Source organism: Veillonella parvula, from assembly GCF_040097785.1.
In the GTDB taxonomy this organism is placed as follows: Bacteria; Bacillota; Negativicutes; order Veillonellales; family Veillonellaceae; genus Veillonella; species Veillonella parvula_D.
On the sequence record NZ_JBBNNS010000005.1, the window covers coordinates 109,146 to 136,104 of the forward strand.

The window sequence follows — 26,959 nt, forward strand, 5'->3', positions numbered from 1 at the left end:
TCATGTAATATGTTCATATATTGAAGTTTTAGAATATATTGAAACATTCTTAGTGAACCTGTTTATGGCTATTTTATTTACAATAGGATATATAGCTTTTTATAGATAGATGTTTAGACGTATATTTAAGTACATAAATACAAAATATAGTACGAATTTGTAATAATATAGTAAGTTGTAAGATAAGATATATCTACAGAGTAGAAAGGCCTGTGAATATGAGCGTAAAAAAACAAGAATTTGATATTACAGGTATGCACTGTGCAGCCTGTGTAAAACGCGTTGAAAATGTCGTTTCTAAAGTTGATGGCGTAGAATCTGTTAAGGTCAACCTCTTAACTAGAAAGGGGAGCGTTGAATATAAAGATGGCGCTACTATAGATTCACAACAGATTATTGATGCCATTACAAATATTGGTTTTGGTGCTGCAGAAGCAGACGAAACAAAGCAAGAAATAGAAAAGGTTAACTTAAAACCTCATATTACACGCCTTATTATTGCCGCCTGTATGGCGGTACCGATGATGATTAATATGACCTTACATCGATTTGGTATTCAGGCATTGCCTGTATGGGTAGAGTTTGTTCTTGCTACTATTGCTCAGTTCGGTCCTGGTCTCATGTTCTATAAGAGCGCCTGGAGTGCAGTGAAAAATGGGGCGCTTACGATGGATGTGCTCGTTGTAATGGGCACGACGGTAGCTTATCTATTCAGTATCTATAACTGGCAATTTCACCCTGAATTAGGCCCTCATGGAATATATTTTGAAACCTCTGCGTGGCTCATTACTTTTATCCTTCTTGGTAAACTCTTAGAAGAGATTGCAAAAGGGCGTACCTCCGAAGCACTTCAAAAATTGATTGCCTTACAACCTGCAACGGCTCATGTGTTGCGTGATGGAGGATTTATTGATATCCCTACATCTAAGGTGGTAGCCGGTGATATTTTACAAGTTCGTGCAGGTGAAAAGATCCCTGTTGATGGCACGATTACTGAGGGATATTCCACAGTAGATGAGGCTATGCTGACCGGTGAAAGCTTACCGGTAGAAAAACAAGTTGGTTCTGAAGTTATTGGTGCTACTATAAACCTAAGTGGTGCTTTTACCATGGAAGCCAAGCGTATCGGTTCCGATACGATGTTGTCTCAAATTATCAAGGTTGTCGAAGAGGCACAAACCTCCAAGGCTAGTATTCAACGTATTGCAGATATCGTGGCTCAATATTTTGTACCGACCGTTATTGGCCTTGCTGTTTTGACAGGTCTTGTGTGGTACTTCATTATGGGAGATTCTATTAACGTTGCTCTCATTAATGCAACAGCGGTACTGGTTATCGCATGTCCTTGTGCGCTTGGCCTTGCTACACCAACATCTATCATGGTTGGGTCTGGCCTTGGTGCGGAACACGGTGTGCTCATCAAGAGTGCAGAATATCTTGAAAAAGCGGGTAAACTCGATGCCATTGTTATGGATAAAACCGGTACCCTTACACAGGGTGTATTGGATGTGACGGCTTTTAAAAATTATAATGGTGATGAAAGTACTAATATGTCTATTATGATGGCTCTTGAAAGTGGTACATCTCATCCGATTGCAAAGGCCATGGTTTACTATGGTGAAGATCATGGCTATAAAGGTAAAGCTGTTGAACTTGAAAGTTTTGCTGATGTACCAGGTAAAGGGTTACAAGGTGCATACCAAGGCGTATCCGTACAACTTGGGCACAGTCGTTGGATGAATGAACTAGGTTATGATTTAACGGCGGTTCAAGAAGATATTTTACGCTTTGAAGAACAAGGTGCTTCCGTATCTGTTCTAGCTGTAGATGGCGTTGTTAGTGCTTTGTGGGCTGTAGAAGACGAATTACGTCCAGAAACTATCGAGGTTGTAAAAGAGTTACATGCTCAAGGTATTGATGTATGGATGCTTACTGGTGATAATCGTCGAACTGCTCAATATATTGCTAAACAAGCGGGTATCTCTCATGTTATAGCTGAAGTATTGCCTCAAGATAAGGCTAGCAAGGTAAAAGAATTGCAAGATAAAGGTCTTGTAGTGGGGATGGTTGGTGACGGTATCAATGATGCTCCGGCTCTTGTTACAGCAGATATTGGTTTTGCCATCGGTAGTGGTACAGATATTGCGGTAGAAGCAGCCGACATCGTCCTTGTACGAAATGATTTACATACCTTGGTACAAGCAGTACGACTCAGCCGTAAGACAATGACCAATATTAAACAAAACCTATTTTGGGCATTGATCTTTAACTGTATTGGCATTCCTTTGGCCGCTATTGGTGCGTTAAATCCTATGATTGCTGGTACAGCCATGGCATTTAGCTCTGTTACAGTTGTAAGTAATTCACTTCGTTTGAAACGAGCTAAAATTTAAGATTATACATATAATTGAATACTATAAAGCACCTATACAGAGGTATAGGTGCTTTATTATATCTACAGACATATAGTTAAGTATATATTTATATCTTATATTGAGACGTGAAATGAATATTTAATTCCTACGATAATGGTGTTTTTAGACGGCTTATGATTTGTTATACTGAATATAGTAATTGATTTAAAAGAGAGGTTCATGATTATGAAATTAAGTACTCGAGACATTGTCTATATTGGTTTTATTGCCGCGTTATGTGCAGTGGCTACTACAATTCGCATTGAAATACCAGGTGGCGCTATGGTTCATTTAGGATCGGCTGCACTCTTTACAACATCTATACTTTTTGGTGGATTATATGGAGGCTTGGGTGCGGCAATTGGATCTGCACTATTTGATCTCTTTGGTGGTCATACACAGTACATCGTATTCTCTTTCTTTATTAAAGGAATTGCAGGACTTATCGTAGGTGGTATGACTGCAGGCTATTTGCCACCCTCTATTACAAAACCAACTGCATCCTTTGGTCGTATTTTAGTAGCCCTTATTATTGGTGCTGTTTGGACCGCTTTTGGCTACTTCCTTGCGTGGTGGTTCGTTCTTGAAAGTGCGGTCGTGGCGGCTAGTAAAATTCAATACTCTTTGATTACAAGTGCCGCAGGAATTGTGGTTGCTATTGTATTAACCCCTAAATTACAAACGATAGTGCGCAGATTGTTTACTAAAAATTAATTGCTACAATGTCTTAGCATGTTTTAGTTAGGCACTTCTAAAAAAGCTATAATAATCTGATACATTGATAAATAAACTATCATATCGATAAATACAAAAGCCTTTAGTTGCTAAATTAGTTTAGCGTCTAAAGGCTTTTTGGTTAGGTTATTATTTTATAATTAGTGATTGTATTAGCTATTAAATTATTAGAAATTACAAAGGTCGTTTAAGTTTTCTGCCATTGTAGGGTGTGTGAAGATTTGATTTTTGAAATATGTATATGGAATGTTATTATCCATAGCCATTTTAATTAAGTTAATCAATTCTTCTGCGCCTTGGGAATAGAGTGTAGCGCCCAGGATTAAGTCGTTATCCGCATCCACAACAATTTTAAAGGCGCCTTTTAAATAGTCGTTTACATGTGCTCTAGGCATGGTAGCTACGAGCATTTCTTTCGTTTTAACCGTATATCCTTGGTTGATTGCATCTTCTTCTGTAAGACCTACACGAGAAAGTGGAGGTGTTAAGAAGGTAGTATAAGGAATATTTTTACGATCTTTTAAGGTATACTGGCTGTTACCAGTAAGTGCGCCAAATACGATACGGAAGTCATCAAGAGATATATATGTGAATTGAGGACCACCGTTTACATCACCGACTGCGTATACACCAGGGACGGAGCTTTCACAAGTATCATTAACTACAATAGCACCGCGTTCGTTAGTAGCGATGTCCGTATGTTCTAAACCAATATTAGCCGTATTGGCTTTGCGACCTGTAGCGTATAGAACAGCATCAAAAGTGTAGTTTTGATTATTAGCGGTGATAACTGGTTTGTCTCCATCATTGGATACAGATTCTAATGTTACATTATTAAGAATGGTAATGCCTTGTTCAGTTAAGTACTCGTTAGCTAGTTCTTGAACGATAGGTTCTTCGCGTTTTAAGATGCTAGATTCGATGTTGAATACAGTTACCTTAGCACCAAGTTTTGCATATAGGCTGGCAAATTCAAGACCGATAGGACCAGCGCCGATAACACCTAATGTACTAGGTTGAGTAGGTAATTGTTGAATTTCTGTACTATTATAGAAACCTATAGCCGTATCAATGCCAGAAATATTAGGTTTAATCGCTACAGCACCAGTGTTTATAACGATAGTGTCAGCAGATAATATAATCTTATCCTCGCCAGCGGTAACGGCGATTTCTTTATTGCTAATAAATGCACCATGCCCAGTATAGACATCGACATGTTCATTTGTATCTAACATACCGAAGTTTTTATTGCGTAAGCGAGATGTGACAACTTCACGTTGGTTTAATACTTGATCGTATGATAAGCCTTTTGATGCGGCAATGATCATCGTCTTAGTAGGGATACATGCGATATTAATACATGTACCACCGTACATTAGAGGATTTTCTTCAATCATGGCTACAGATTTGCCCATAGAGCCAAATTTTGCGGCTAAGGTTTTACCAGCTTTGCCGAAACCTAAGACGATAATGTCATATTGTTTGGTATTCATACAATACCTCCTATCTTTTATATTGAAAATATTAGATATTGATATTATAGCATATTATTATAAATATAAAAGTAGAAATTAGAATTAATTAGCATTGATTATGAATTAAATTTGTCTAGAATGATTATGTTAAGGTAGTCAATTAGTTTATTGGTTTTTTGTTAAAGGGGATGAGATAGCTTGTATATCTGTGATTATATCAATAAATTAAGTGTGTTAAGTATTTCTACTTGACACATTTCTTTATGTACGGTAGTATATGTAAAGTAATATGACTTGACAGTGATGGAGGTGGCGAAATGGAAGAACGAGTGCTCATAAGTTTGCTCTTAGATTTCTATGGGCCATTGTTGACGGACAAGCAACGCATGTCCTTACAACTTCACCACGAAGATGATATGTCCCTTGGCGAGATTGCTGAGGAATTAGGCGTATCACGACAGGCTGTACACGATAATTTACAGCGTGCTCGACACATTTTAAATGATTACGAATCAAAATTGCACTTGGTGGCACAATATGAACAACGGGAAGGCTTGCTTTCACAGTTGAAAGCAACATTGCCTAAAGAGGTGTTGTCCGAAACTAAGGTGCAACAAGTATTGGCGCAAATGGAGGGATATTATGGCATTTGATAGCTTGTCAGAAAAACTGCAAGAAGCCTTTCAATCCTTAAAGGGGAAGGGCAAAATTACAGAAGATGATGTCAATCTTGCGTTGCGTCAGGTACGTACGGCTCTATTAGAAGCGGACGTTAATTTTATGGTAGCGAAGGACTTTGTTAAGTCCATTAAGGAAAAGGCCCTCGGTGAAGAGGTGTTCGGTTCCTTGAATCCAGCTCAAACGGTTATTAAAATCGTAAATGATGAGTTAACGGCTCTCTTAGGTGGTACACAAAGTCGTATCATGATTTCTAGCAAGCCACCAACAATTATTATGCTCGTTGGTTTGCAAGGTGCTGGTAAAACCACAACAGCTGGTAAACTAGCTGTATACTTACGCAAACAAGGTAAACGTCCGATGCTTGTCGCTGCCGACGTATATCGTCCAGCTGCGATTACTCAGTTGCAAGTTGTAGGTAAGCAAATTGATATTCCAGTATTTTCGGATGAAACACCTGGTGCAAATCCAGTAGATATTGCGCGTCGTGCCGTAGAGCAAAGCACGCATATGTTGAAAGATGTTGTTATTATCGATACAGCAGGTCGTTTGGCAATTGATGAAGTCCTCATGGATGAGTTGTCCAATATCAAAGCTGCTGTTCGACCTCATGAAATTCTACTCGTTGTAGATTCTATGATCGGTCAAGATGCGGTAACAACAGCGCAAACATTTAATGAAAAATTAGGTGTTGATGGTGTTATCCTTACTAAACTTGATGGTGATGCGCGCGGTGGTGCTGCATTATCTATCAAAGCTGTAACAGGCTTGCCAATCAAGTTCACTGGTGTGAGCGAAAAAATGGATGGTTTCGATGTATTCTATCCAGATCGCATGGCTTCTCGTATCCTAGATTTGGGCGACTTTAAAACGTTGATTGAAAATGTTCAAGGTGCCATCGATGAAGAAGAAGCTCGTGAAATGGCAAAGAAAATGGCTAAAAACAATTTCACTTTGGATGACTTCTTAAAACAGATGAACCAGGTGAGAAAGTTAGGGCCATTACAAAATATTATTGGCATGTTGCCAGGTATGGGGCAAATTAAGGACCAATTAAAGGACCTTGATTTGAATAGTAAAGAGGTGCGTCGTATTGAGGCTATCATTACATCCATGACGGCGGCAGAGCGAGAAAATCCAAGTATTCTTAATGGTTCTCGCCGCAAGCGTATTGCATTAGGTTCTGGTACACAGGTTCAAGATGTAAATCGCTTGTTGAAACAATTTGAAGAAGCGCGGAAGATGATGAAGCGCATGCAAGGTTTACGTGGCGGTAAGGGCGGTTTCCCTGGAATGCCTAAATTGCCGTTTATGTAATACATGGGCAGGGGCGCTGAACTTGTCCATCCACATCAGTATAAGGAGGTGAATTTCACAATGTTAAAAATTCGTTTGACTCGTTTAGGTGCTAAAAAAGCTCCTTTCTACCGTATCGTAGTTGCTGACGCACGTGCTCCACGTGAAGGTCGTCCTGTTGACACAATTGGTCAATATGATGCTACTAAACAACCAGCTATCGTTAATGTAGACGAAGAAAAAGCTTTGGCTTGGTTAGCTAAAGGTGCTCAGCCTACTGACACTGTTCGCTCCTTGTTCAAAAAACAAGGCGTTATGCAAAAATTTGCAGACGCTAAAAAGTAATTAATAGAGAGGCATACTGTGATGATAGAATTAATTTCATTAATTGCGAAATCATTAGTGAAGCAGCCTGATGCCGTTTCTGTTACCATGGTCCAAAAGGGGAATGTGGAAGTTTACGAACTTCATGTAGCCCCAGAGGATATGGGTAAAGTCATCGGAAAGCAAGGTAGAATTGCTAAAGCGATTCGCTCTGTGGTGAAAGCGGCGGCTATTAAAGAGAACAAAAAGATATCTGTTGATATTGTCTAAAAGGGAGTATTCCAATGGAAGAAATGACATTACGTGTCCCTGTAGCAGTAAAAGCAAAAGTAACAGACGACTTGAAAGCGAAAATTGTATCCGATCTTGAAACTCGCCTTGATATGGTAAATAAAGATTTGGAAGCAATTGAGTTTCAAGCCCAACGTATTTTGGCTGATGCAGCTAAAGTTGATGCTACAAGTCTTACTGCTATTCGTCAACAAATCGACGAAGAAAAAAATAAACGCTTGGCTTTCAAAGAAGAAGTAACAGCTAAATTGAAGGATGCTAAGGAGTTGTCTTTAGGAACTGAAATTCCTCAAGGTACATTAGAGCAAACAGTTACCGTTAAAATCGGGGATAATTTGGATGCCTTGATGGGCGCTGAAATCCTATTAGAAGACGGTAAGATCGTTGCGTTTCGTCAATAATGAAGCATAACGATTTCATCACAATAGGTGTTATCATCGCCCCGCACGGTGTGCGGGGTGATCTTCGTATTATGCCTCAAACCGATTTTCCAGAACGGTTTATGCATATGGATGCCTGTTACATCGATGGTAAAGAATACCACGTTGCATCCGCACGATTTCACAAGCAATTTGTTTTAGCATCTTTTAAGGAAATTCCTGATCGCAATACGGCTGAACTATTCAGTAAGAAAGCAATTCAAGTTCGTCGTGAAGATTTAGTGGAATTGCCAGAAGGTCGTTACTATATTTTTGATATCATTGGTCTTGAGGTACAAGATACTATGGGTAACGTGCTTGGCACAGTTACTGATGTATTACAACCTGGTGCTAATGATGTATATGTGGTCTCCAAAGATGGGGAACCAGATCAATTATTTGCAGCCATTGAAGAGGTCGTTAAAGACATCGATGTGGAAAATAAATTGATGATCGTAGATCCGCCTGAATGGATATAATCCTTTGGGCGGTTTTGTTTTATCTACATATAGGTATATTAGCGTAAAAGTTATATAATATAGCTATATATAGATAATACTAATGGGTTAATGTGAGTTAATAAGTACAGGGGACGGTTTATGCGTATTGATATTGTATCTTTATTTCCAGATTTTTTTGATGCGTTTTTTAATCATTCCATCATAAAACGAGCTATTGAGACAGAACGTCTATCTGTGGGTGTAACGAATCCTCGAGATTTTAGCCATAATAAGCATGGCCAAGTAGATGATACACCATATGGTGGTGGGGCTGGTATGCTTATGATGGCACCTCCTATTTTTGAAGCCGTAGAATCCGTTATTGCTCAATATGATAGTGATATTAATGATATTTATACCACAGATGAGATGTGTGATGAAATGAGTCTTATTGGTAATCCTAATGAAAGTATACGACGTCGTATTATCTTTATGGGACCTACAGGACAGCCTTTCACACAGGAGAAGGCTCGTGAATTGGCTAGCTATGATCAAGTGATCCTTATTTGTGGTCATTATGAAGGTGTAGATTATCGCGTAGAGAAACATCTTGTAGATGAAACGATTTCTATTGGTGATTATGTATTGACCGGTGGTGAGTTGCCAGCTATGGTAGTTACTGATGCAGTGGCTCGCATGATACCTGGTGTATTAGGTGCGGCTAGTGGGGCACAAGAGGATTCTTTTTATGAGTCACTTTTAGAATGCCCACAATATACAAAACCACCAGAATTTAGAGGTTGGACTGTTCCAGATGTATTGCGTAGTGGTCATCATAAAAATATTGCTGCATGGCGTCAAAAGGAAGCACTAAAAAGAACACGATTATTACGGCCTGACTTATTAGAACGATCATTAACAAAAGAGGAAGTTAAACTGTTAAAAGAAATTGTTGCAGAAGAGTCTAGGATATGAAATTTAAGTGTTATGATGTTGTAGAGATTCAGGGAAAACGATATGTAGTCGGGGAGGTCATTTCTTATCAAGAGTTTATCGTTGATAAAAAAATACGTTATGATCTTAATGATGAAAATTATAAAAAAGAACTAGGTGTTTCCAAAGGAGCTCAGTCTTGGACCGAATATGGTCTTATGCCCGTTAATGGGACGGATAAAAAATGGCTTACCATTGTAAACGGTGAAAAAGAATATTGCACTTTTTCTGAAACAGTTTTACGTTCAACCCCTCCTGCAGGATATAGACTACATGATAAAGGTATAGAACGTGTCGTAGCTGTGGAGGGGCAATCAAAGGCTAGAAGTGGCGACGAAGCAGATTATAAAGAATATAGATCAATTAAAAAGGATAAAACCTATGTATTCTTTATTGAGGACTGGCATGGTGGTTTGACGGATCAGGCTCAAGGTGAGCGGATTCGTTTGTCTGATGTACATCGACGGCGAGATCAGGCTGCTCAAGCAGTGAGTAAAAAGATTCGTAATGCAGCGAGGAGAAAAGAATGGACACGATTGGGTCTGAGTTGGGGAATCATTTTATTCTTTTTTGGATACTTGTTTATAGGAGATATGTCTTGGCATGAATTGCGTGATGAAGTAGGATTCCCATATACCATGGAAGAGCGCATTAAAGATTCCTATTATTATGAACTGCAAGGTACAAAAGACGGTTTGATGGTATATACGTCAAAGCAAGATCCAAATGCAACGGCTATCGATCTTATCGATGCTGTGTATGGCAAGGTTTATACCATTAAACAAGATACTAAGTCCCCTGAGCAGTGGATTGTCATTTATACGACTAAAGATGTATCTGTTATTAGTGTGGTTAATGGCACTACGTATGTTGAAGTGGGGCAATTAAAAAACTTGTCAGATTCGGAGGATAGGCGTATAGCGACTATTAGAAATGACAGTGAAATATTGTTACGATATGCGTATATGGTGGAGTTAAAGAATAAGCAGGGTCGTAAGACGTTATCAAATATAATAAAAGATTGATATAGTATTGATTTCAGTTACGAAATCAAACGAAGGAATATTATATGTATGAACCAAGTAAGAATACTGTTTACATAGCCATAGCCTTTACATCTATAGCAGCTCTAGTAGGCGCTTATTTGTATTGGGACGATGTTAGCTATGCTCTATGTGATGTGGTCAAACCAGAATTAAATAATGGTGAAGTACGGCTCGTTGATGATGAAGGTAAAAGCTATACCTTGATTAATCACGGTGATGGAAAAGAAACTGCGCTCTATGATGATGCAGAAAAATCTGTTACCTTTCATCGTGATGAGAAAGGCAATATTATATGGGATGCAGGCTTAGCCAGTTTGATTCCAACTTTGGCGGTAGGTTACTATGCGTTCCATGGCTTTTCAGCTCCAACGGCATATATGGATGCACCCAGTATGACCTATCGTGCTACATCGCCACTTACATCTTTTGATGCAAATACAGGCGCTAGCAAATCTAATAGTGCAAGAGTGGCTAAGACTATTAATGAGATGACTAGAAATCGTTACAATACTAAAACGAGTAGTCGGGCACATAGAATTGGTGAAAAGTATGGCTTTGGTAGTGTAGGGGCTCGAACTTCGAGCGGTGCCTCTTAATGAAAGGATGAACAATGAAATCCTATATTGATGAGCTTGATAGAAATATATTTAATTTCGTGGAATATGAAGGCTATGATGATCGGTATCCGTCATTGTCTATGCAGGCCTTTTCATCCGACTTTTACGATGAAATTCGTCATGCTTCACGTAGATTATTTCAAATATTTTGTAAAGCTGCAAAAGTATTTCAAATGGCACCAGATGACTTTGCTCGAAATATGGATATGCCAGACAATTTAATTCCTTACTTACATAAGTCTAATGCCTTAGGTTTACCAACGTGGTTATCTCGTTTTGATTTTGTTCTCGATGTAAATGGCAATTTGCGCATGGTAGAACTTAATGCGGATACGCCATGTTTTCTTATTGAGAGCTATTATGCCAATGAAGTTGCAGCTAATTATGTAGGACGAAAACATCCTAATACAGAATGCCGAAAAGAATTACATACTTTTTTAAAGCGCATGTATGATGCTGTTTTATCTACTAAGTATGGTAGAAATCAATATAAGTCTATGCTGGCAAATAGAGAAAGACTACCTAAGGATCCCTTTGTATTCTCCTGCTTTCATGATTATTTTGAAGATTACGGAACAACACAGTTTCTTATGAATGAGCTAAAAACGGCCTGTCCTGAGGCTGACACGCGCTTTATATCTTTTTATGATATGAAGATTGATGATGATGGCATTCCTTTAGCAGATGGTAGTCATGCGACTCTATTGTATCGATTACATCCCATGGAGCTTTTGATTGATGAGCGGACACCTGATGATGAACCTTTGGGTGAGATGTTCTTAGATCTTTACGAGGATAATACATTTGCTCTTTTTAATCCTCCAGAGTCAATTATTTTACAAAATAAATCCTTTATGTCCTTAGTATATGCATTGTATTTAACAGATCAATTTTTTACGAAACCAGATCGAGATATCATCGAGCGTTATTTGGCACCATCCTATTTTGAAAATGATTTTTCTGCTCTTGATGATGACCTTTATATTCAAAAGGAGATTTGGGGCCGTGAAGGACGACATGTACAAGTTGTTCAAAAGCGTGGTGATACATCTGAGCTTTACATGGAAAAGCTAGTTGATAACTATGACGATATCATCTGTCGCGACAGTAAAAAGGTTATGTATCAAGACTTTATACAGCAGAAACGTTTTACTCATACAGTGGATTGTGGAGAGAAAGATGGATTTTTAACCTTATCCTGTTTTATGCTTGGTGATCAAGCTTCCGCGGTAGGATGCCGTTTTTCTCCGGAAGAGATAGCTGGTACAGAAGCATACTTTGTACCATTATTAATAGAGTAAGCGAAATATTATGAAATTTGTGACCATATAGTATGGGCAAACGAATGATAATAGGTGTATTTAGCAGCAGTCGTGATTATGTCTATTTTAGCGAGGGTGCGTATGGAGTTTAATTGTTATGATGTCTTAGAGGTTCATGGCAGCCGCTATGTAATCACTGAGAAAATTAAATACATAGAGATTATTCCAAAAGCAGATAAGGAACAATCCTATAGGGGCCAGCCGTCTATGACAAAATCGCCAGGTGATTATTGGCATGAATATGGACTGGAGGCTGTTGAGGGAATTGATAAGATATGGTTAACCATTGAGTATAATGATAATGAATGGTGTACCGTATCTAGAACATCTTTTCATACACGGCCGGGGAAAGATTTTACATTACATCAAATCGGATTAGAAAAGGTTGTCAACGTTGATGGTGAAAGTGGTGCCTCAATAGGTGATCGCGCTGGATATAGAGAATATCAGCTACCATGTGAGGGTGGTGCTAGTGTATTCTTTGAAGAACAGTGGTTTGAAGGTGAAAAAATATTTGCCGAAGGGTCAAGAGTGCCTTTAGTGAATATTCGCCTTTGTAATGATGCAGCCGCTCAAGCCATTAAGCAAAAGATGCGTAACAAATTTATGAAAAAAAGGTTTGGATCTATTGCTGTTGGTGTGGGGTATACTGTACTTTTTTTACTATTTCTGTTTTGGTCGGACAATGATTTGTCTTGGCATAGTATACGCGCTATGTTTGGAGTGCCTTATACGGCAAAAGAATATATGCATGACACATCTGCATATTATACAAAAACAGATTCGGATAGCGACTATGTATACACGTCTACACTAGATCCTGTTAGCACCGCATTAGACTTGATTGATTCTGTGAATGGTGATATTAAGAATGAGCGGGACAACTTAGAAGAGGGACATGAAGTTATTGTATTTTATTCTGGGGACTTGGTGTATATCATCACTAATACGGATGGACAAACTAGGGTTAAGGTATGTGAACAATCAAAATTGACACAAGAGGATTGGAAAATTATTGATCGTACATTAATCAGCTCTCATATACTCGATAACTATGCGACCATGGTTCGCCTAGGGGATAATGCGGGACGCGAACGATTGTATCCTACTACTAATTCTGGAAACACATCCAATACAAAATTATATTATTAGGAGGCTTATTATGATTTATATACCAGATGTATTATTGACAATTTTTTATGCTTGCTTTGGCATTATACTGATGTTAACGGCGAATACGGTTATCGATTTCTTCGTACCTGGTAAATTTAGTGAAGAAATTAAGCGTGGTAATTGTGCTGTGGCGTGGCTTTCAGCGGGATCATTTATCGGTATCGGTGAAATTTTGCGCGCTGTTATCATGTCACCAGCCGTGACTACAGCTGATACTTCCTTGTTACATGGTATCGTAGCCAGTGTTATATATGCTGTGCTTGGTATTATATTATTTGTGACAGGCTATATGTTTATCAATATTTGGCATCGTAAATATAAATTGTCCGAAGAAATTATACGTGGTAATACAGCGGCAGGCATTCTTGTGTTTGGCATCTTCGTAGGTCTTGCCCTTGTTATTAGCGGTGCTGTGCACTAAGGGAGTGTTCTATGTATAAGCCAAGTAAGAAAACCATATACCTTACAGGTGCTTTCGCTGCCGTTGCTGGTCTTGTAGGTGTATATTCCTACTGGAATGATATCTCCTATGCTGTGTGCGACAAGGTTTACCCAGAAGCAAATGAAGGGGAGGTTCGATTAAAGGATAACCAAGGAAACCGATATTCTTTATTAAATCATGGTGATGGTAAAGAAACAGCCTTATACGACGATAATCGATCCGTTACCTTTCACCGAGATAATAGTGGCAATTTGGTGTGGGATGCGGGGCTAGCAGGGCTCTTACCAAGTATTGCTGCAGGATATTATATATTTCACGGTTTTAATCCACCTACTGCACGCATGGATGGACGAACCATGACATATCGCATAGCAGCACCATTACAAACGTATGAGGAGCCCTATGTATATACCGCATCAGGGTCGAATGTACATAGCGCTATGGGGCGGAGCTTTTATAGAACTTATGAACGCAATAGAAGTAAAAAGGCGTCTTCCATAGGACAGAAGTCTGGATTTGGTAGTGCTGGCGCACGGTCTAGTGCTTCGTAATGGATATGATGGCAATGTATGTCAATGAAGGTTAGTTTAGAATTTAGGAGATATAGTATTGGCTAATTTATATATCGGACTTGTTCATTATCCGATTATGAACAAGCATAAAGAGGTCATTACGACGGCCATTACAAATTATGATATTCATGATATTGCACGAGCATCTATTACTTATGATGTGTCTAAATATTTTGTGATTCACAATATACCTGCGCAGCGTGAGTTGGTGCGTACTATCATGGAACATTGGAAATCTGGATTTGGCTCTACTTACAATCCAGATCGTAAGGATGCTTTTACAGGTGTAGAATTGGTAAACTCAATTGCGGTAGCGGTGCGAACAATTGAAGACATAGAAGGTATAAAACCTATTGTAGCTACAACAGATGCTCGTACCTACGATAATACGATTTCCTATGCACGGATGCGTGAACATCTTGAAAATGAGGGGCGCCCTGTGTTAGTATTATTTGGTACCGGTTATGGTATGACAAAAGAAACGATGGAAAGCTTTGACTATATTTTAGAACCTATATATGGCCATGGTGAATACAATCATTTATCCGTGCGTAGTGCCGTATCAATCATCTTAGATCGGCTGCGGGGCGAAGCATGGTGGAATAAATAGGAGGCGTCTATGTCAGGACATTCTAAATGGGCAAATATTAAACATAAAAAAGGTAAAACCGATGCATTAAAAGCTAAATTGGCTACAAAAATCGGTCGTGAAATTACCGTTGCAGCACGCATGGGTGGTGCAGATCCAACTGGTAATATGCGTTTGAAATTGGCTTTGCAAAAAGCTCGTGAAAATAATATCCCTAAGGATAACATTCAACGTGCTATCGATAAAGGTATCGGGGCTACGGACATGAACGCATACGAAGAAATCGTATACGAAGGTTATGGCCCTGCAGGTGTTGCAGTTACCGTTGAAGTTATGACAGATAACCGTAACCGTGCTGCTGCAGATGTGCGCCATGCTTTTTCTAAACAAGGTGGTAACCTTGGTGAAAGCGGCTGTGTAGGCTGGATGTTCAAATCTAAAGGCGTATTTGTTATCGATAAAGACGGTCATGATGAAGATGATGTAACTATGCTAGCTCTTGAAGCTGGAGCAGAAGACCTTAAGTCTGAAGATGATGTATTTGAAATTTATACAACACCAGAGGATTTTGATGCGGTAGAAGCAGCGCTTGCTGATGCGGGTATCGAAACTGTAGTAGCTAAAATCACGATGATTCCAGATACAACGATTGAGTTGACTGGTGATGATGCTGTGAAAATGCAGAAAATGCTTGACGTATTGGATGATCTTGATGATGTACAAAACGTATATCATAATGGTATTTTGCCGGACGATGAAGAAGAATAATAATAAACGGGGCACTCTATGGGGTGCTCCTTTTCTATTGAAATTAAACTCGGATATTTATTAAAGTTAAGAAAATTAATATGTCTAATATATAATTCATAGGGGAATTCATGAACTTCGATGTGAAATTATGCTATAATAAAATAGATTATGTAATGGAGGTAGGCGGTAGCTTATCTCATTTTTAAACTAAGGGGGTTGGGGTGCGCATTATAGGAATTGACCCAGGTACGGCTATATGCGGATACGGCATTATTGACGTGAAGGGTAGCAAACTAACACCAGTAGCCTATGGGGCTATTACAACTCCTAAGGAATTAACTGATTCACAGCGACTGGAAATTCTATTTAATGATCTTAGTGATTTATTGGAGGAATATAGGCCTGATAAGTTCGGTGTGGAGGAATTATTTTTTAACCGCAATGTAACAACAGCCATTAAGGTAGGGCAAGCACGTGGTGTTATTTTATTGGCTGCTGAACAACAACGGATTCCTATTTATGAATATACACCATTACAAATTAAACAAGCTGTCACAGGTTATGGTAAAGCTGATAAGAATCAGGTCATTTATATGACGATGAATATTTTGGGGATTCGTGAGAAAATTAAGCCTGATGATACGGCAGATGCATTAGCTGTTGCTATCTGTACGGCTCATAGTTCTCACAATGATAGATTAAAGAGGTTGGTATAATGATAGGGTATGTGCGAGGTATCGTAACACATCTTTTTAAAGAATCGTGCTATGTTGATGTACATGGCGTAGGGTATCGCGTATATGTGCCGACCACTACGCGTCAACAGCTGATAGAGGGCCATGAGGCGACGCTATTCACGTATCTTAATGTACGAGAGGATGCGATGCAACTTTATGGCTTTTGGACGGAAGAAGAATATGAGTTGTTTATACTCCTCATTTCTGTTTCTGGTATCGGGCCCAAGGTGGGGCTTGGCATCTTGTCAGGCATGACACCTGAGGCTTTCAAATTAGCGATTATCAATGGGCAGGTACAGCAATTAACTAAGTTACCTGGCATTGGTAAGAAGTCTGCGGAGCGACTTGTTTTAGAGTTAAAGGATAAAATCGCTAAGATGACACATATTTCTACGGAATCGTCTGCGACTATTCAGCCTGTTGGCGTTGCTGCAAACGGTGCTGTAGGAGAAGCCATTGAAGCCCTCGTATCCTTAGGATACTTGGAACGGGATGTAGCAGATATTGTAGAGTCTTTAGATGATGGTAAGCGTGATGTATCTGAGTTGATAAAAGTCAGCTTAATTGAGCTTGGGAAAGGACGATAAGGATGAATGAGGAAGTACGCCTTGTCGGCAATGGCGAGCACGAAGAGGATATATGGCAATATAGCCTTCGACCTAAGCTTTTTAATGAGTATGTAGGTCAAGAAGAGGCTAAAGGTAATCTAAATGTGTATATTCAAGCGGCAAAACAGCGTGGTGAAGCATTGGATCACGTGCTGCTCTATGGGCCTCCAGGTCTTGGCAAGACAACATTAGCAGGGATTATTGCAAATGAATTGGGTGTTAATTTTCGTATAACTTCTGGTCCGGCTATTGAAAAGTCTGGTGACTTAGCTGCAATATTAACAAATTTGGACGACCATGATGTATTATTTATCGATGAAATTCATCGCTTGTCTCGTAGTGTAGAGGAAGTGTTGTACTCTGCTATGGAAGACTATGCTATTGATATTATCATCGGTAAGGGTCCAAGTGCTCGAACTGTGCGCATTGACTTGCCAAAATTTACTTTGGTAGGTGCCACGACTCGAGCGGGTGCTTTGGCGGCACCGTTACGGGACCGATTTGGTATTATTAATCGGTTGGAATATTATAAACAACCAGAGTTAGAGTTTATTGTGTCTCGCGCCGCAGAGATACTTAATATTGGTATTGTGCCAACTGGGGCAAGCGAAATTGCGCGTCGTTCACGAGGAACACCGCGTATCGCAAATCGTCTGCTTAAACGGGTACGCGACTTTGCACAAGTCATTGGTGATGGGGTTATCACTCAAGAAATTGCAGATGAAGCATTACAACGTTTATATGTAGATAAAATGGGACTTGATCGAATTGATCGACGTGTGTTGGAATGTATTATTGAAAAATATGATGGCGGTCCTGTAGGAATTGATACCATTGCGGCGGCCATCAGCGAAGAGAGAGATACCATCGAAGATGTGTATGAACCATATTTGATGCAATTAGGATTTTTAGGACGCACACCGCGTGGGAGGGTTGCTACTAAATTAGCCTATGAGCATTTAGGTATTTCACAGACAGGGAAATAATAATGAAAACAAAACGATTACAATTGATGATAATGGCCACTTTGTTTTTAGGTGTAAACATTGGCGGTGCTTCTATAGCACATGGAGCGACGCTGCAAAATAAAGGTGCAGTGGTAACGAAAAAGCCAACGCCAAAATTAACAGTATCTAATACAACTGTATCGAAAGTAAATACGACGAAGAAATCTAGTTTTCGTCCACTTGCTACTAAACCAGCTGCAAAGCCGGTTACAATAACTAAAACGGTTTCTAAGTCAACTGCTGCATCTACGATGGCTAAACCTAGTGCAAAACCGGTTAGTGTAGCAAAGCCTGCTACATCTACAAAGCCGGTAACGCCGGCTAAACCAGTTAGTGCAACAAAATCAACTAGTACTGCGAAATCTAGTACTAATGCAACAGCTACGAAATCAGCCACTACAGGTAAAGCTACAACGACTATAAAACCTGCGGCTTCTGGTACTTCGAAGCCAATTGCTAAACCTGCAGTTACTGATGAAAAGCCTGTAGTAAAAAAGAGAGCTACTGAAAAAACTGCTACTAAAAAGGTAGTAAAAACAACGGATGCGAATAGCATTCAAGCCAATACAGCAGTTATTACTCGCAACAAAGTGGGCTCCGTAGTGACGCCTGCTACAGAACGCAAAGAAAACATGCCAAATGTACGTGTTCTACTAGGTAGTCGTAGCTCTGATGCTACTGTTACATCTACAGCTAATATGGTTGTGTTGAACAGCGGTAATGGTCAAGTTAGCACAATCAGTGCTAATCGTGGTACATCTATTGGCGTTCGCGGCGGCAAGATTGCTGTAAATGGAAAGACTATTGATAGTGTGGTTACATTGAAGCCTGCGAATAGTGATGCACCATTTTTGTTCGAAGGTAAAGGTTATCGTGGTGGGCTCACATTACGTGCCAACAATGGAACCATGATGATCATCAACTCTGTGCCTCTTGAGGATTACCTGTATGGTGTTGTTCCACAAGAGGTAGTACCGTCTTGGCCGGCTGCTGCATTAGAAGCGCAAGCCGTAGCAGCTCGCACCTATGCTCTTCATACGATGGAACAAAATAAAGGTAAATTTTATGATGTGAGCAATTCCACGGATCATCAAGTATACAGTGGTGTGAGTGGTGAATCTCAAGCTACCACAAATGCTGTAAATAAAACTAAAGGCATAGTTATGCTTTATGATCAACGTCCTATTAATGCCTTGTTCCATTCCGATGGAGGTGGCTATACAGAGGATAGTGTAAATGTTTGGGGCAGTGATGTGCCATACTTAAAAGGGGTAAAAGACTTTAGTACTGGTACATCTACATCGAATTGGACTGTCACTACCTCTCGTCAAGCTCTTGAAAGTAAACTTAATGCGGCAAGTAAAGGGGTAGGTAAATTGAAGAGCATTCAGTTGACCCCGCTTGGTAAGCCTGGGCAACAAACATACGACCGCGGTGTATCAGGTCGTATAAAGAGTGCTACTTTCATAGGTACCTCTGGAAAAACTACTGTAGATGGTGATGCACTACGTAGCATTTTAGGTTTAAAATCTACATTGTTTGATTTCTATGTAAATCACAATCCTGCTAAAGGCACGGGTAAGGCTTATCATAGCTTTACTGGCAAGAATGATACTGTTTATATTAAAGGCCACGGTTGGGGTCATGGCCTTGGTATGTCTCAATGGGGCGCTGCGGAAATGGCAAAGCGCGCTAATCCTGGAGATACAAATTATTACCAAACTATTTTGCGTCACTACTATAGTGGCATTACATTGAAGAAAATGTACTAATAAGGATTACGATGAAAGTTACAGATTTTGATTATGAATTGCCAGAGGAACTGATTGCTCAGCATCCTGTAGAACCTCGTGATACAGCACGGCTTTTAACCTTAGATAAGGTAAGTGGTGAAGTTAAACATAAAGGACATTTTTATGATTTATTAGAAGAGCTTCATGAAGGAGATGTGCTTGTATTTAATAATACAAAGGTTATCCCTGCGAGATTATATGGACATCGTCAAGGTTCTGGTGGCAAGGTGGAGGTACTTCTACTTACACCATGTGGTGAAAATCGATGGGAATGCCTTGTTAAACCGGGGAAAAAATGTCCTATCGGGCAAGTTATAGAGTTTGATGACCGCCTAAGTGGAGTTATTATAGATAAAACAGATTTTGGAGGCCGTATCATTCAGTTCACATGCAACGGTGTGTTTGATGATGTGATTCAAGAAATTGGTGAAATGCCATTACCTCCATACATTCATGAAAAGTTAGAAGATAAAGATCGTTATCAAACGGTATATGCTAAGGAGAAAGGCTCTGCTGCGGCACCAACTGCAGGACTTCACTTTACACCTGACCTCTTAGAAAAGATTAAAGCTAAAGGTGTAGAGCTTGAGTTTGTAACCTTACATGTTGGACTTGGCACTTTTAGACCTGTATCGGCAGAGACTATTGAAGACCACGAAATGCATAGTGAGTTCTTTGTTGTACCTCAAGATACGGCGGATCGAATCAATGCAGCCAAACAAAAAGGGTCTCGTATCATTGCCGTAGGTACTACATCGGTGCGTACTCTTGAGTCTGCTACGAATGATGATGGGGTATTACAAGGTATGAGTGGTTGGACTCAAATTTTTATCTATCCTGGCTATAAATTTAAGATGATTGATGCGTTGGTAACGAATTTTCACTTGCCTCAATCTACATTGTTAATGCTGATTAGTGCACTAGCTGGTCGTGAACACTGTTTGGTGGCCTACGAAGAAGCTGTACGTGAACGTTATCGTTTCTTTAGCTTCGGCGATGCTATGTTTATACGTTAGGAGGGACTATGCCGAGTATTACTTATGAATTACAAAAGACATGTCCTCATACGGGGGCACGAGCAGGTTTATTGCATACGCCACATGGTACCTTCCAAACACCGATGTTTATGCCTGTAGGCACGCAAGCGACAGTTAAAACTATGACACCAGAAGAACTAAAGGCTATGGGTTCTCAAGTTATTTTGAGTAATACCTATCATTTATTTCTTCGCCCAGGGCCGGAGCTTGTAGAAGAGGCTGGGGGCTTACATAAATTTATGAATTGGGATCAAGCGATTCTTACTGATAGTGGTGGATTCCAAGTATTTAGTTTAGGCGATATGCGCAAAATTACTGAGGATGGTGTTACATTTAGATCCCACATTGATGGATCAAAACAGTTTCTATCTCCTGAAGTGGCTACAAAGGTACAAGAGCAATTAGGTTCTGATATTGCGATGGCTTTTGACGAATGTATTCCGTATCCTGCGGATCATGATTATGCGAAACGCTCTACGGCGCGTACAACACGTTGGGCGCATCGTTGCCAAGAGGCTCGTAAAGCTCATGACCGCCAAGGCATGTTTGGTATCGTTCAAGGTGGCATGTACAAAGACTTGCGCAAGCAAAGTGCGGAAGAACTTGTAGCTATGGATTTTGAAGGTTATAGCATCGGCGGTTTATCCGTTGGGGAACCTCATGATTTAATGAATGAAATCTTAGAATATACTACGCCATTATTGCCAACTAACAAGGCTCGTTATTTGATGGGCGTTGGCACCGCAGATTGTCTGGTAGAAGGTGTAGCACGTGGAGTTGATATGTTTGATTGTGTATATCCAACTCGTGTAGCTCGAAATGGGATGGCCATGACCTGGAATGGTCGTCTTAATATTCGAAATGCTCAATTTGCTCATGATTGGGGTCCTTTAGAAGAAGGTTGCCAATGTTATACATGTAAAAATTATTCCCGTGCATATATTCGTCACTTATATAAGGCAGAAGAGATTTTGGCATTACGCCTTGTAACATATCATAATCTCTATTTCTTATTAGAGTTTATGCGTCAAATGAGACAAGCTATCTTAGAAGATCGGTTCCCGCAATTTAGAATGCAATTTTGGGATAGTTTTAAAAAATAGTAATTAAGTCTAGTCAAATTTATATTAGGTGGCTATACTAGAAAAGAAATACATATTTATTAACCTAGGAGGATAACATGGGAGATATTCAACAAATCTTGCAAACTAGCTGGCCTATTTTGTTAATGGTAGTGATTTTTTATTTTTTATTGTGGCGTCCACAAAAGAAACAACAAAAAGAGCGTGCTAGCTTGTTAGGTAGCTTAAAAAAAGGCCAAAAAATTGTTACTATTGGTGGTATTTATGGCGAAATTGTTGAACTTGATGATGAAAAAGTCAAGGTACAGGTATCTGAAAAAGTTGAATTAACATTTGCTCGTACAGCAGTTGCTAATGTACTGTCTAAGAAAAACAAGGAAGAAAAATAATGAATACAAAGGAAGCAGTGCGCCAGGCGTGTAAGTCTCAGCGTGCTGCTTTATCCGTTGCTGATTGTAGGTCGTGGACGCCGATGTTGACGAATCAAATCGTTAATAGTCCTGAGTATATATCGGCAAAAAACATTATGGCCTATTTGGCGATGCCTAAAGAGGCTGATTTAGACGATGTGATTCGTCATGCTTTAGAACATGATAAATCTGTATATGTTCCAGTATGTACTGACAAGACGACTATGATTGCAGTTCGTCTTAAGTCTCTAGAATCTATCACTCGGGGTGTGTTAAATATACGTATTCCCGCTGAGCCATACGATATTATTGATCCGTGTGACTTGGATTTGATTTTAGTGCCTGGTGCTGGCTTTGACCGTCAAGGTGGTCGCATGGGAATGGGGAATGGGTATTATGATCGATTTCTCAAGGAACTTTCACCAAGTACATTTATGGGCGTATGTTGGACTATACAATTATGGGAGACACCAATCCCAATGGAAGCATTAGACCAACGAATGAGTAAAATTGTGACAGAGCAAGGCATTATACATTGTGTATAGCAGAAGGGAGCAACTATTTTGAACGGTAAAGCTATTATCAAGTTTTTAGTAGTCATTGCTGCCATCATTGGATTATTTGCGTATTTTATTCAACCATTAGCAGGCTCTTTGAAACAAGGCCTAGACTTGCAAGGTGGTACGCATATCGTATTGGAAGCAGAGGACTCTGCGACTGGTAAAGCTGACAATGATGCAGTGGAACGGGCGAAGCAAATCTTAGAACGTCGTATTAATGAAATGGGTTTATCTGAACCATTGGTACAACGTGAAGGTGCTCGTCGTATTATCATTGAATTGCCAGGTGTAAAAGACCCTGACGAAGCAATTAAACGTATCGGTAAAACAGCGGTCTTGGAATTTAAAAACGACCAAGGTCAAACCGTTATGACTGGTGATGACTTAAAAGATGCTAAAGAAGAGTTAGGTCAAAATAAACAACCACTCGTTGCTATTGAATTAAGTGATGAAGGTGCTAAGAAGTTTGCTGATTTAACATCTAAAAATATTGGTCGTCGTATTGCCATTACATTGGATGGTAAAGAATTGACTAATCCTGTAGTACAACAAGCAATTACAGGTGGTAAAGCCACTATTTCTGGTAGTCAAAGTTTAGAAGAAGCTAAAGACTTAGCTATTTTATTACGTTCCGGTGCATTGCCTGTTAAAATTAATGTATTGGAAGTGCGTACAGTAGGTCCTTCTTTGGGGCAAGACTCCAAGGATAAATCTGTTGTAGCCTTCAGTGCTGGTATTGCAATGATCATGATTTTCTTGGTTATCTTATATCGTTTTTCTGGCATCGTAGCTAATATAGCATTACTTGTATATGTTATGCTCTTATTACTCGTGTTGGGCAAGGGCTTTAATGCGACTATGACATTGCCAGGTATTGCTGGTATTATCTTATCCATGGGTGTTGCGGTAGATGCGAATATTCTTATCTTTGAACGTTTTAAGGAAGAGGTATTTTCCGGCAAATCTATGCGTGTTGCTATGGAAGCAGGCTTTAGCCGTGCGTTAGCCACAATTACAGATGCGAACGTATCCGTTATTATTACAGCTGGTATCTTAACTATTTTAGGCTCTGGCCCTGTAAAAGGCTTCGCTATCAGCTTAGGCGTAGGCGTTGTTGTAAGTATGTTTACAGCGATTACGGTGAGTCATTTCTTGTTGCGCTTACTTATTGACTGTAACTTTACGAACCATCCATTCTGGTTTGGTGCGAATATCTCTCCAAGCACAAGTGCTGACGCATTTGCACCTAAATCTTTGAAAGGAGGTAAACGCAAATGACATTAGACGTAATTAAACATCATCGTTGGTGGTTTGCTATTTCCTCCACACTCGTTATTATCAGCTTAATTTCCATATTTACTAAAGGGTTTAACTTTGGTATTGATTATACTGGTGGTACTATTGTTGAAGTTGTATTTGATCAACCTGTAGAGGTTAGTCAAGTTCGTGACGTTCTAAAAGAATATAATCTTGAAAATGCACAAATTCAGCTTTCCGGTGATACTACTGGTGATACAGCTGGCGAAGACGTAATGATTCGTACACGTAATCTTGAGTCTAGTGAAAGTGCAGCTGTTGTTGATTCTTTGACTAAATCTATTGGTAACAATACAGTTAAACGTATTGAAACTGTAGGTGCTGTAATTGGCTCTGAAGTTACAGAACATGCGTTATTAAATCTTGTTATAGCATTCGCAGCATTAGCTCTATATATTTCTTATCGTTTTGAATATAAGGTTGCCATTTCTGCTTTAGTTGCCATTTTTCATGACTTGATTATGGTTCTTGGTGTTTTCTCTTATTTCCAATTAGAGATTGATGCATCCTTCTTAGCTGCCATTCTTACGGTTGTAGGTTATTCCATGAATGAATCTGTAGTTATCTTTGACCGTGTTCGAGAAAATACGCATACTCACAAGCGTTCTGATACATTTGCAGATCTTGCGAATGCATCTATTACACAAAGTATTCATCGTAGTTTCTATACATTGGCAACAGTTATGTTTGCCTGTGTATCCCTTTATTTATTTGGTGGAGATACTACAAAGAACTTTGCTCTTTGTATGATCATCGGCTTTGCTAGCGGTGCGTACTCCTCTATCTGTGTAGCTACATCCTTGTGGGTTATGTGGAAGAGCCGCAATAAAAATGACGTACGTAATCAATAATAAGTTATAAATTATTATTGTGTTAATGATTAAAGTATAAGAACCTCTCTTGATTTATTTTTAGAGAGGTTCTTTTATTTTGCCATCTTTTATTATGTAAAACGGTATAGGTATATTACAGATAATATTCATTTTTAACTATACAAAATTTAAAGAGGCTTGTTCTTGAATTCCATAAGATAGAGGCGTAAAATGGCTAGGCGACACGATATAAAAGGAGATACAAATATGGATTCAAATAGATTATGGAGCCCTGCTTTTACTAATTATGGTATTAGTAGTGGTATTTTATATATGACTCAATATGTTCTCGTAGCGGCATTGCCAATTGTAATCACGTCTGAACTGAGTGGCAGCGATCTTGATGCGGGCTTAGCGATGACATATTTTCAAATTGGTACAATTTTATGTAGGATTTTTGCAGGACGATTAATAGATGGTTTTAATAAGCGTATTGTTCTATTAATATCAACAGCCTTGTTTTTCATTATTATGGGATTATTTAATTTTACTACCTCCTTAGAGGCTGTTTTTGTACTACGTGGGTTACATGGTGTTGTGTTTGCCCTTGGAACAACTGTGATGGCTACTTTAGCAGTATTAGTATTACCTCCTAATCGAAAAGGTGAGGGGGTTAATATGTTTGCTATCTTTTCAAATATAGCAATGGTTTTAGGACCTGCTATCGGTCTATATGCTTTATCGTCATACGGTAGTATGGCATTGTATATATTTTTAACGGTTATGACTGGATTGGCCATGGTCTTAAGTAATATTATTCCCCTATCTAAGGAGTTAGCATTACCTAAACAATCAAAATATAAAGGTTGGCATATTTCCCAGTTTATAGAAAATAAAAGTTTACCTTGGGCTTTAATGGGCTTATTTATTGGTTTTACTTATTCTGGTGTTTTAGTTTTTATACCCATAGAACTTAATAGCATGGGGGCAGGAATATGGGGAAGTGCTTTCTTTGCTATTTTTGCGTTGATGATTATTATTAGTCGACCTATAGTAGGAAAAGTATATGCTCGATATGGTTCAAAAATTATTATCTATACAGGATTAGGATTATTTATACTAGGCTTATTTGTATTGGGATTAGCTATAACCCCATTAGCTATTCTATTCACCGCTCCGTTGTTGGGGTTAGGCTATGGTGCAGCACAACCTGCATTTCAAGCGCTGGCTATACAATCAGCTCCTATTGAGCGTGCGGGTGTATCAACAGCAACATATTTTTTAGCATTAGATATAAGTGTTGGCGCTGGATCAGTTATACTTGCAGTATTAGCTAGTGCGTGGGGCTATCAATATTTATATATGTTCACTGCATTGGTTATGGTGATAGCGCTTGCTTTGTATCATATATGGGTAAAAAGATATACTCCTTTAGAACTATAGTTGTTTAAGGTAAAATTGGGTAAATAAATATTTAACAAGTTAAAATGGCTTCTAATGAGATATTATGTATAGGATGCAATAAAAATAATGAAGGCAAGATGAAAATTTGGGGATAACAATTTTATATATTGACGTTTATTATATTTATGCTATACTTATACAAGTCATTAGGACACAGCTCAAATGATAAGTATGAAAAACTTCTTAGAAGTTAAAAAAAGCACTTGACGGAATGAGCTGGACTTGATAGAATAATCAAGTCGCCAGTTGATGAAACACTTCGAAGAAAGAGTGTGTAGACTGGTACAGATCTTTGAAAACTGAACAATGATAGGTAATCAATCAAAATGATTGAACATATGCCAGAGTGCGGGTTTTGACAAAGTCAAAACCAACCATAATTCAAAGCTACTTAATGGTAGCGACAACAAATAATGAGCTATTCAAATATCAAATAGCTTCAAGATATCTTGGAGAGTTTGATCCTGGCTCAGGACGAACGCTGGCGGCGTGCTTAACACATGCAAGTCGAACGAAGAGCGATGGAAGCTTGCTTCTATCAATCTTAGTGGCGAAC

General features: G+C 39.1%; 29 protein-coding genes and 1 rRNA gene. 29 read left to right on the forward strand and 1 reads right to left on the reverse strand.

Annotated features, from left to right (window positions below; translation table 11 throughout):
* The first annotated feature begins 218 nt into the window (after positions 1-218).
* Both AAA071_RS08730 and AAA071_RS08735 read left to right on the forward strand, forming a co-directional pair.
* Positions 219-2,393, forward strand: coding sequence for a heavy metal translocating P-type ATPase (locus AAA071_RS08730; protein ID WP_287518698.1), 2,175 nt, complete (start codon positions 219-221; stop codon positions 2,391-2,393).
* A 207-nt stretch (positions 2,394-2,600) separates the two neighbouring features.
* Positions 2,601-3,128, forward strand: coding sequence for an ECF transporter S component (locus AAA071_RS08735; protein ID WP_008603416.1), 528 nt, complete (start codon positions 2,601-2,603; stop codon positions 3,126-3,128).
* A gap of 188 nt (positions 3,129-3,316) precedes the next feature.
* On the opposite strand, the gene AAA071_RS08740 is transcribed toward AAA071_RS08735, so the two are convergent.
* Positions 3,317-4,642, reverse strand: coding sequence for an FAD-containing oxidoreductase (locus tag AAA071_RS08740; protein WP_060919895.1), 1,326 nt, complete (start codon positions 4,640-4,642; stop codon positions 3,317-3,319).
* 299 nt (positions 4,643-4,941) lie between these two features.
* Here AAA071_RS08740 and ylxM point away from each other — a divergent pair, with 299 nt between their 5' ends.
* The 27 genes from ylxM to AAA071_RS08875 all read left to right on the forward strand — a co-directional run.
* Entirely contained in the window at positions 4,942-5,277 is a 336-nt protein-coding gene (gene ylxM / locus AAA071_RS08745; protein ID WP_004698456.1) for a YlxM family DNA-binding protein, read from the forward strand.
* Positions 5,267-6,619, forward strand: a complete 1,353-nt coding sequence (ffh, locus tag AAA071_RS08750; RefSeq protein ID WP_012864101.1) for a signal recognition particle protein — start codon at positions 5,267-5,269, stop codon at positions 6,617-6,619. The genes ylxM and ffh overlap by 11 nt, the downstream gene beginning before the upstream one ends.
* 60 nt (positions 6,620-6,679) lie before the next feature.
* Entirely contained in the window at positions 6,680-6,943 is a 264-nt protein-coding gene (rpsP, locus tag AAA071_RS08755) for a 30S ribosomal protein S16 (protein ID WP_004695565.1), read from the forward strand.
* A gap of 21 nt (positions 6,944-6,964) precedes the next feature.
* Positions 6,965-7,192 carry a KH domain-containing protein gene (locus tag AAA071_RS08760; protein ID WP_004695567.1) on the forward strand — a complete coding sequence of 76 codons (228 nt, stop codon included), beginning with the start codon at positions 6,965-6,967 and terminating at the stop codon, positions 7,190-7,192.
* A 14-nt stretch (positions 7,193-7,206) separates the two neighbouring features.
* Complete coding sequence (locus tag AAA071_RS08765) at positions 7,207-7,614, forward strand: YlqD family protein (protein ID WP_004695569.1); 408 nt, start codon at positions 7,207-7,209, stop codon at positions 7,612-7,614.
* Positions 7,614-8,111 (forward strand): ribosome maturation factor RimM, encoded by a 498-nt coding sequence (rimM, locus tag AAA071_RS08770; RefSeq protein ID WP_004698509.1) that lies wholly within the window; start codon positions 7,614-7,616, stop codon positions 8,109-8,111. Before AAA071_RS08765 ends, rimM begins: the two co-directional genes overlap by 1 nt.
* 120 nt (positions 8,112-8,231) lie before the next feature.
* Positions 8,232-9,047, forward strand: a complete 816-nt coding sequence (gene trmD, locus AAA071_RS08775; RefSeq protein ID WP_287518700.1) for a tRNA (guanosine(37)-N1)-methyltransferase TrmD — start codon at positions 8,232-8,234, stop codon at positions 9,045-9,047.
* A complete protein-coding gene (locus tag AAA071_RS08780; protein WP_316581748.1) occupies positions 9,044-10,090 on the forward strand; it encodes a DUF4178 domain-containing protein in 1,047 nt (348 codons plus the stop codon). Before trmD ends, AAA071_RS08780 begins: the two co-directional genes overlap by 4 nt.
* A 44-nt stretch (positions 10,091-10,134) precedes the next feature.
* The gene (locus AAA071_RS08785) at positions 10,135-10,707 is read left to right on the forward strand and encodes a hypothetical protein (RefSeq protein ID WP_349234140.1); all 573 of its coding nucleotides are present in this window, start codon (positions 10,135-10,137) and stop codon (positions 10,705-10,707) included.
* Positions 10,708-10,721: 14 nt separating this feature from the next.
* On the forward strand, positions 10,722-12,029 hold the full coding sequence (locus AAA071_RS08790) for a glutathionylspermidine synthase family protein (RefSeq protein WP_287519138.1): 1,308 nt from the start codon (positions 10,722-10,724) through the stop codon (positions 12,027-12,029).
* A 102-nt stretch (positions 12,030-12,131) separates the two neighbouring features.
* On the forward strand, positions 12,132-13,202 hold the full coding sequence (locus tag AAA071_RS08795; RefSeq protein WP_287533394.1) for a hypothetical protein: 1,071 nt from the start codon (positions 12,132-12,134) through the stop codon (positions 13,200-13,202).
* 10 nt (positions 13,203-13,212) lie between these two features.
* On the forward strand, positions 13,213-13,644 hold the full coding sequence (locus AAA071_RS08800) for a DUF350 domain-containing protein (RefSeq protein WP_227037957.1): 432 nt from the start codon (positions 13,213-13,215) through the stop codon (positions 13,642-13,644).
* Between the two features lie 11 nt (positions 13,645-13,655).
* Positions 13,656-14,216, forward strand: a complete 561-nt coding sequence (locus AAA071_RS08805) for a hypothetical protein (RefSeq protein ID WP_008603403.1) — start codon at positions 13,656-13,658, stop codon at positions 14,214-14,216.
* A gap of 58 nt (positions 14,217-14,274) precedes the next feature.
* Entirely contained in the window at positions 14,275-14,847 is a 573-nt protein-coding gene (locus tag AAA071_RS08810) for an RNA methyltransferase (RefSeq protein WP_004698468.1), read from the forward strand.
* A gap of 9 nt (positions 14,848-14,856) precedes the next feature.
* Positions 14,857-15,594 (forward strand): YebC/PmpR family DNA-binding transcriptional regulator, encoded by a 738-nt coding sequence (locus AAA071_RS08815; protein WP_205112920.1) that lies wholly within the window; start codon positions 14,857-14,859, stop codon positions 15,592-15,594.
* Positions 15,595-15,797: 203 nt separating this feature from the next.
* Entirely contained in the window at positions 15,798-16,292 is a 495-nt protein-coding gene (ruvC, locus tag AAA071_RS08820; RefSeq protein ID WP_004695586.1) for a crossover junction endodeoxyribonuclease RuvC, read from the forward strand.
* Positions 16,292-16,900, forward strand: coding sequence for a Holliday junction branch migration protein RuvA (ruvA, locus tag AAA071_RS08825; RefSeq protein WP_021147925.1), 609 nt, complete (start codon positions 16,292-16,294; stop codon positions 16,898-16,900). Before ruvC ends, ruvA begins: the two co-directional genes overlap by 1 nt.
* 2 nt (positions 16,901-16,902) lie before the next feature.
* Positions 16,903-17,907, forward strand: a complete 1,005-nt coding sequence (gene ruvB, locus AAA071_RS08830) for a Holliday junction branch migration DNA helicase RuvB (protein WP_004695590.1) — start codon at positions 16,903-16,905, stop codon at positions 17,905-17,907.
* A gap of 2 nt (positions 17,908-17,909) precedes the next feature.
* Positions 17,910-19,700, forward strand: a complete 1,791-nt coding sequence (locus AAA071_RS08835; RefSeq protein WP_270279350.1) for a SpoIID/LytB domain-containing protein — start codon at positions 17,910-17,912, stop codon at positions 19,698-19,700.
* A gap of 11 nt (positions 19,701-19,711) precedes the next feature.
* The gene (gene queA, locus AAA071_RS08840) at positions 19,712-20,737 is read left to right on the forward strand and encodes a tRNA preQ1(34) S-adenosylmethionine ribosyltransferase-isomerase QueA (protein ID WP_287519134.1); all 1,026 of its coding nucleotides are present in this window, start codon (positions 19,712-19,714) and stop codon (positions 20,735-20,737) included.
* Positions 20,738-20,745: 8 nt separating this feature from the next.
* A complete protein-coding gene (gene tgt, locus AAA071_RS08845) occupies positions 20,746-21,861 on the forward strand; it encodes a tRNA guanosine(34) transglycosylase Tgt (RefSeq protein WP_287519132.1) in 1,116 nt (371 codons plus the stop codon).
* A gap of 77 nt (positions 21,862-21,938) precedes the next feature.
* Positions 21,939-22,229: a preprotein translocase subunit YajC gene (yajC, locus tag AAA071_RS08850; protein WP_004695596.1), complete on the forward strand. Its 291-nt coding sequence runs from the start codon at positions 21,939-21,941 to the stop codon at positions 22,227-22,229.
* On the forward strand, positions 22,229-22,795 hold the full coding sequence (locus AAA071_RS08855; protein WP_287519130.1) for a 5-formyltetrahydrofolate cyclo-ligase: 567 nt from the start codon (positions 22,229-22,231) through the stop codon (positions 22,793-22,795). The genes yajC and AAA071_RS08855 overlap by 1 nt, the downstream gene beginning before the upstream one ends.
* A gap of 18 nt (positions 22,796-22,813) precedes the next feature.
* The gene (gene secD / locus AAA071_RS08860) at positions 22,814-24,088 is read left to right on the forward strand and encodes a protein translocase subunit SecD (RefSeq protein ID WP_287526595.1); all 1,275 of its coding nucleotides are present in this window, start codon (positions 22,814-22,816) and stop codon (positions 24,086-24,088) included.
* Complete coding sequence (secF, locus tag AAA071_RS08865; RefSeq protein ID WP_004695602.1) at positions 24,085-24,978, forward strand: protein translocase subunit SecF; 894 nt, start codon at positions 24,085-24,087, stop codon at positions 24,976-24,978. Before secD ends, secF begins: the two co-directional genes overlap by 4 nt.
* 228 nt (positions 24,979-25,206) lie before the next feature.
* The gene (locus AAA071_RS08870; protein WP_287519105.1) at positions 25,207-26,382 is read left to right on the forward strand and encodes an MFS transporter; all 1,176 of its coding nucleotides are present in this window, start codon (positions 25,207-25,209) and stop codon (positions 26,380-26,382) included.
* A 467-nt stretch (positions 26,383-26,849) separates the two neighbouring features.
* Positions 26,850-26,959: ribosomal RNA gene (locus tag AAA071_RS08875) — 16S ribosomal RNA — on the forward strand; the annotation flags it as partial.

Coding starts and splice junctions, on each gene's coding strand:
- AAA071_RS08730 (WP_287518698.1), top strand. CDS start 219: ATGAGCGTAAAAAAACAAGAATTTGATATTACAGGTATGCACTGTGCA.
- AAA071_RS08735 (WP_008603416.1), top strand. CDS start 2,601: ATGAAATTAAGTACTCGAGACATTGTCTATATTGGTTTTATTGCCGCG.
- AAA071_RS08740 (WP_060919895.1), bottom strand. CDS start 4,642: ATGAATACCAAACAATATGACATTATCGTCTTAGGTTTCGGCAAAGCT.
- ylxM (WP_004698456.1), top strand. CDS start 4,942: ATGGAAGAACGAGTGCTCATAAGTTTGCTCTTAGATTTCTATGGGCCA.
- ffh (WP_012864101.1), top strand. CDS start 5,267: ATGGCATTTGATAGCTTGTCAGAAAAACTGCAAGAAGCCTTTCAATCC.
- rpsP (WP_004695565.1), top strand. CDS start 6,680: ATGTTAAAAATTCGTTTGACTCGTTTAGGTGCTAAAAAAGCTCCTTTC.
- AAA071_RS08760 (WP_004695567.1), top strand. CDS start 6,965: ATGATAGAATTAATTTCATTAATTGCGAAATCATTAGTGAAGCAGCCT.
- AAA071_RS08765 (WP_004695569.1), top strand. CDS start 7,207: ATGGAAGAAATGACATTACGTGTCCCTGTAGCAGTAAAAGCAAAAGTA.
- rimM (WP_004698509.1), top strand. CDS start 7,614: ATGAAGCATAACGATTTCATCACAATAGGTGTTATCATCGCCCCGCAC.
- trmD (WP_287518700.1), top strand. CDS start 8,232: ATGCGTATTGATATTGTATCTTTATTTCCAGATTTTTTTGATGCGTTT.
- AAA071_RS08780 (WP_316581748.1), top strand. CDS start 9,044: ATGAAATTTAAGTGTTATGATGTTGTAGAGATTCAGGGAAAACGATAT.
- AAA071_RS08785 (WP_349234140.1), top strand. CDS start 10,135: ATGTATGAACCAAGTAAGAATACTGTTTACATAGCCATAGCCTTTACA.
- AAA071_RS08790 (WP_287519138.1), top strand. CDS start 10,722: ATGAAATCCTATATTGATGAGCTTGATAGAAATATATTTAATTTCGTG.
- AAA071_RS08795 (WP_287533394.1), top strand. CDS start 12,132: ATGGAGTTTAATTGTTATGATGTCTTAGAGGTTCATGGCAGCCGCTAT.
- AAA071_RS08800 (WP_227037957.1), top strand. CDS start 13,213: ATGATTTATATACCAGATGTATTATTGACAATTTTTTATGCTTGCTTT.
- AAA071_RS08805 (WP_008603403.1), top strand. CDS start 13,656: ATGTATAAGCCAAGTAAGAAAACCATATACCTTACAGGTGCTTTCGCT.
- AAA071_RS08815 (WP_205112920.1), top strand. CDS start 14,857: ATGTCAGGACATTCTAAATGGGCAAATATTAAACATAAAAAAGGTAAA.
- ruvA (WP_021147925.1), top strand. CDS start 16,292: ATGATAGGGTATGTGCGAGGTATCGTAACACATCTTTTTAAAGAATCG.
- ruvB (WP_004695590.1), top strand. CDS start 16,903: ATGAATGAGGAAGTACGCCTTGTCGGCAATGGCGAGCACGAAGAGGAT.
- AAA071_RS08835 (WP_270279350.1), top strand. CDS start 17,910: ATGAAAACAAAACGATTACAATTGATGATAATGGCCACTTTGTTTTTA.
- queA (WP_287519134.1), top strand. CDS start 19,712: ATGAAAGTTACAGATTTTGATTATGAATTGCCAGAGGAACTGATTGCT.
- tgt (WP_287519132.1), top strand. CDS start 20,746: ATGCCGAGTATTACTTATGAATTACAAAAGACATGTCCTCATACGGGG.
- yajC (WP_004695596.1), top strand. CDS start 21,939: ATGGGAGATATTCAACAAATCTTGCAAACTAGCTGGCCTATTTTGTTA.
- AAA071_RS08855 (WP_287519130.1), top strand. CDS start 22,229: ATGAATACAAAGGAAGCAGTGCGCCAGGCGTGTAAGTCTCAGCGTGCT.
- secF (WP_004695602.1), top strand. CDS start 24,085: ATGACATTAGACGTAATTAAACATCATCGTTGGTGGTTTGCTATTTCC.
- AAA071_RS08870 (WP_287519105.1), top strand. CDS start 25,207: ATGGATTCAAATAGATTATGGAGCCCTGCTTTTACTAATTATGGTATT.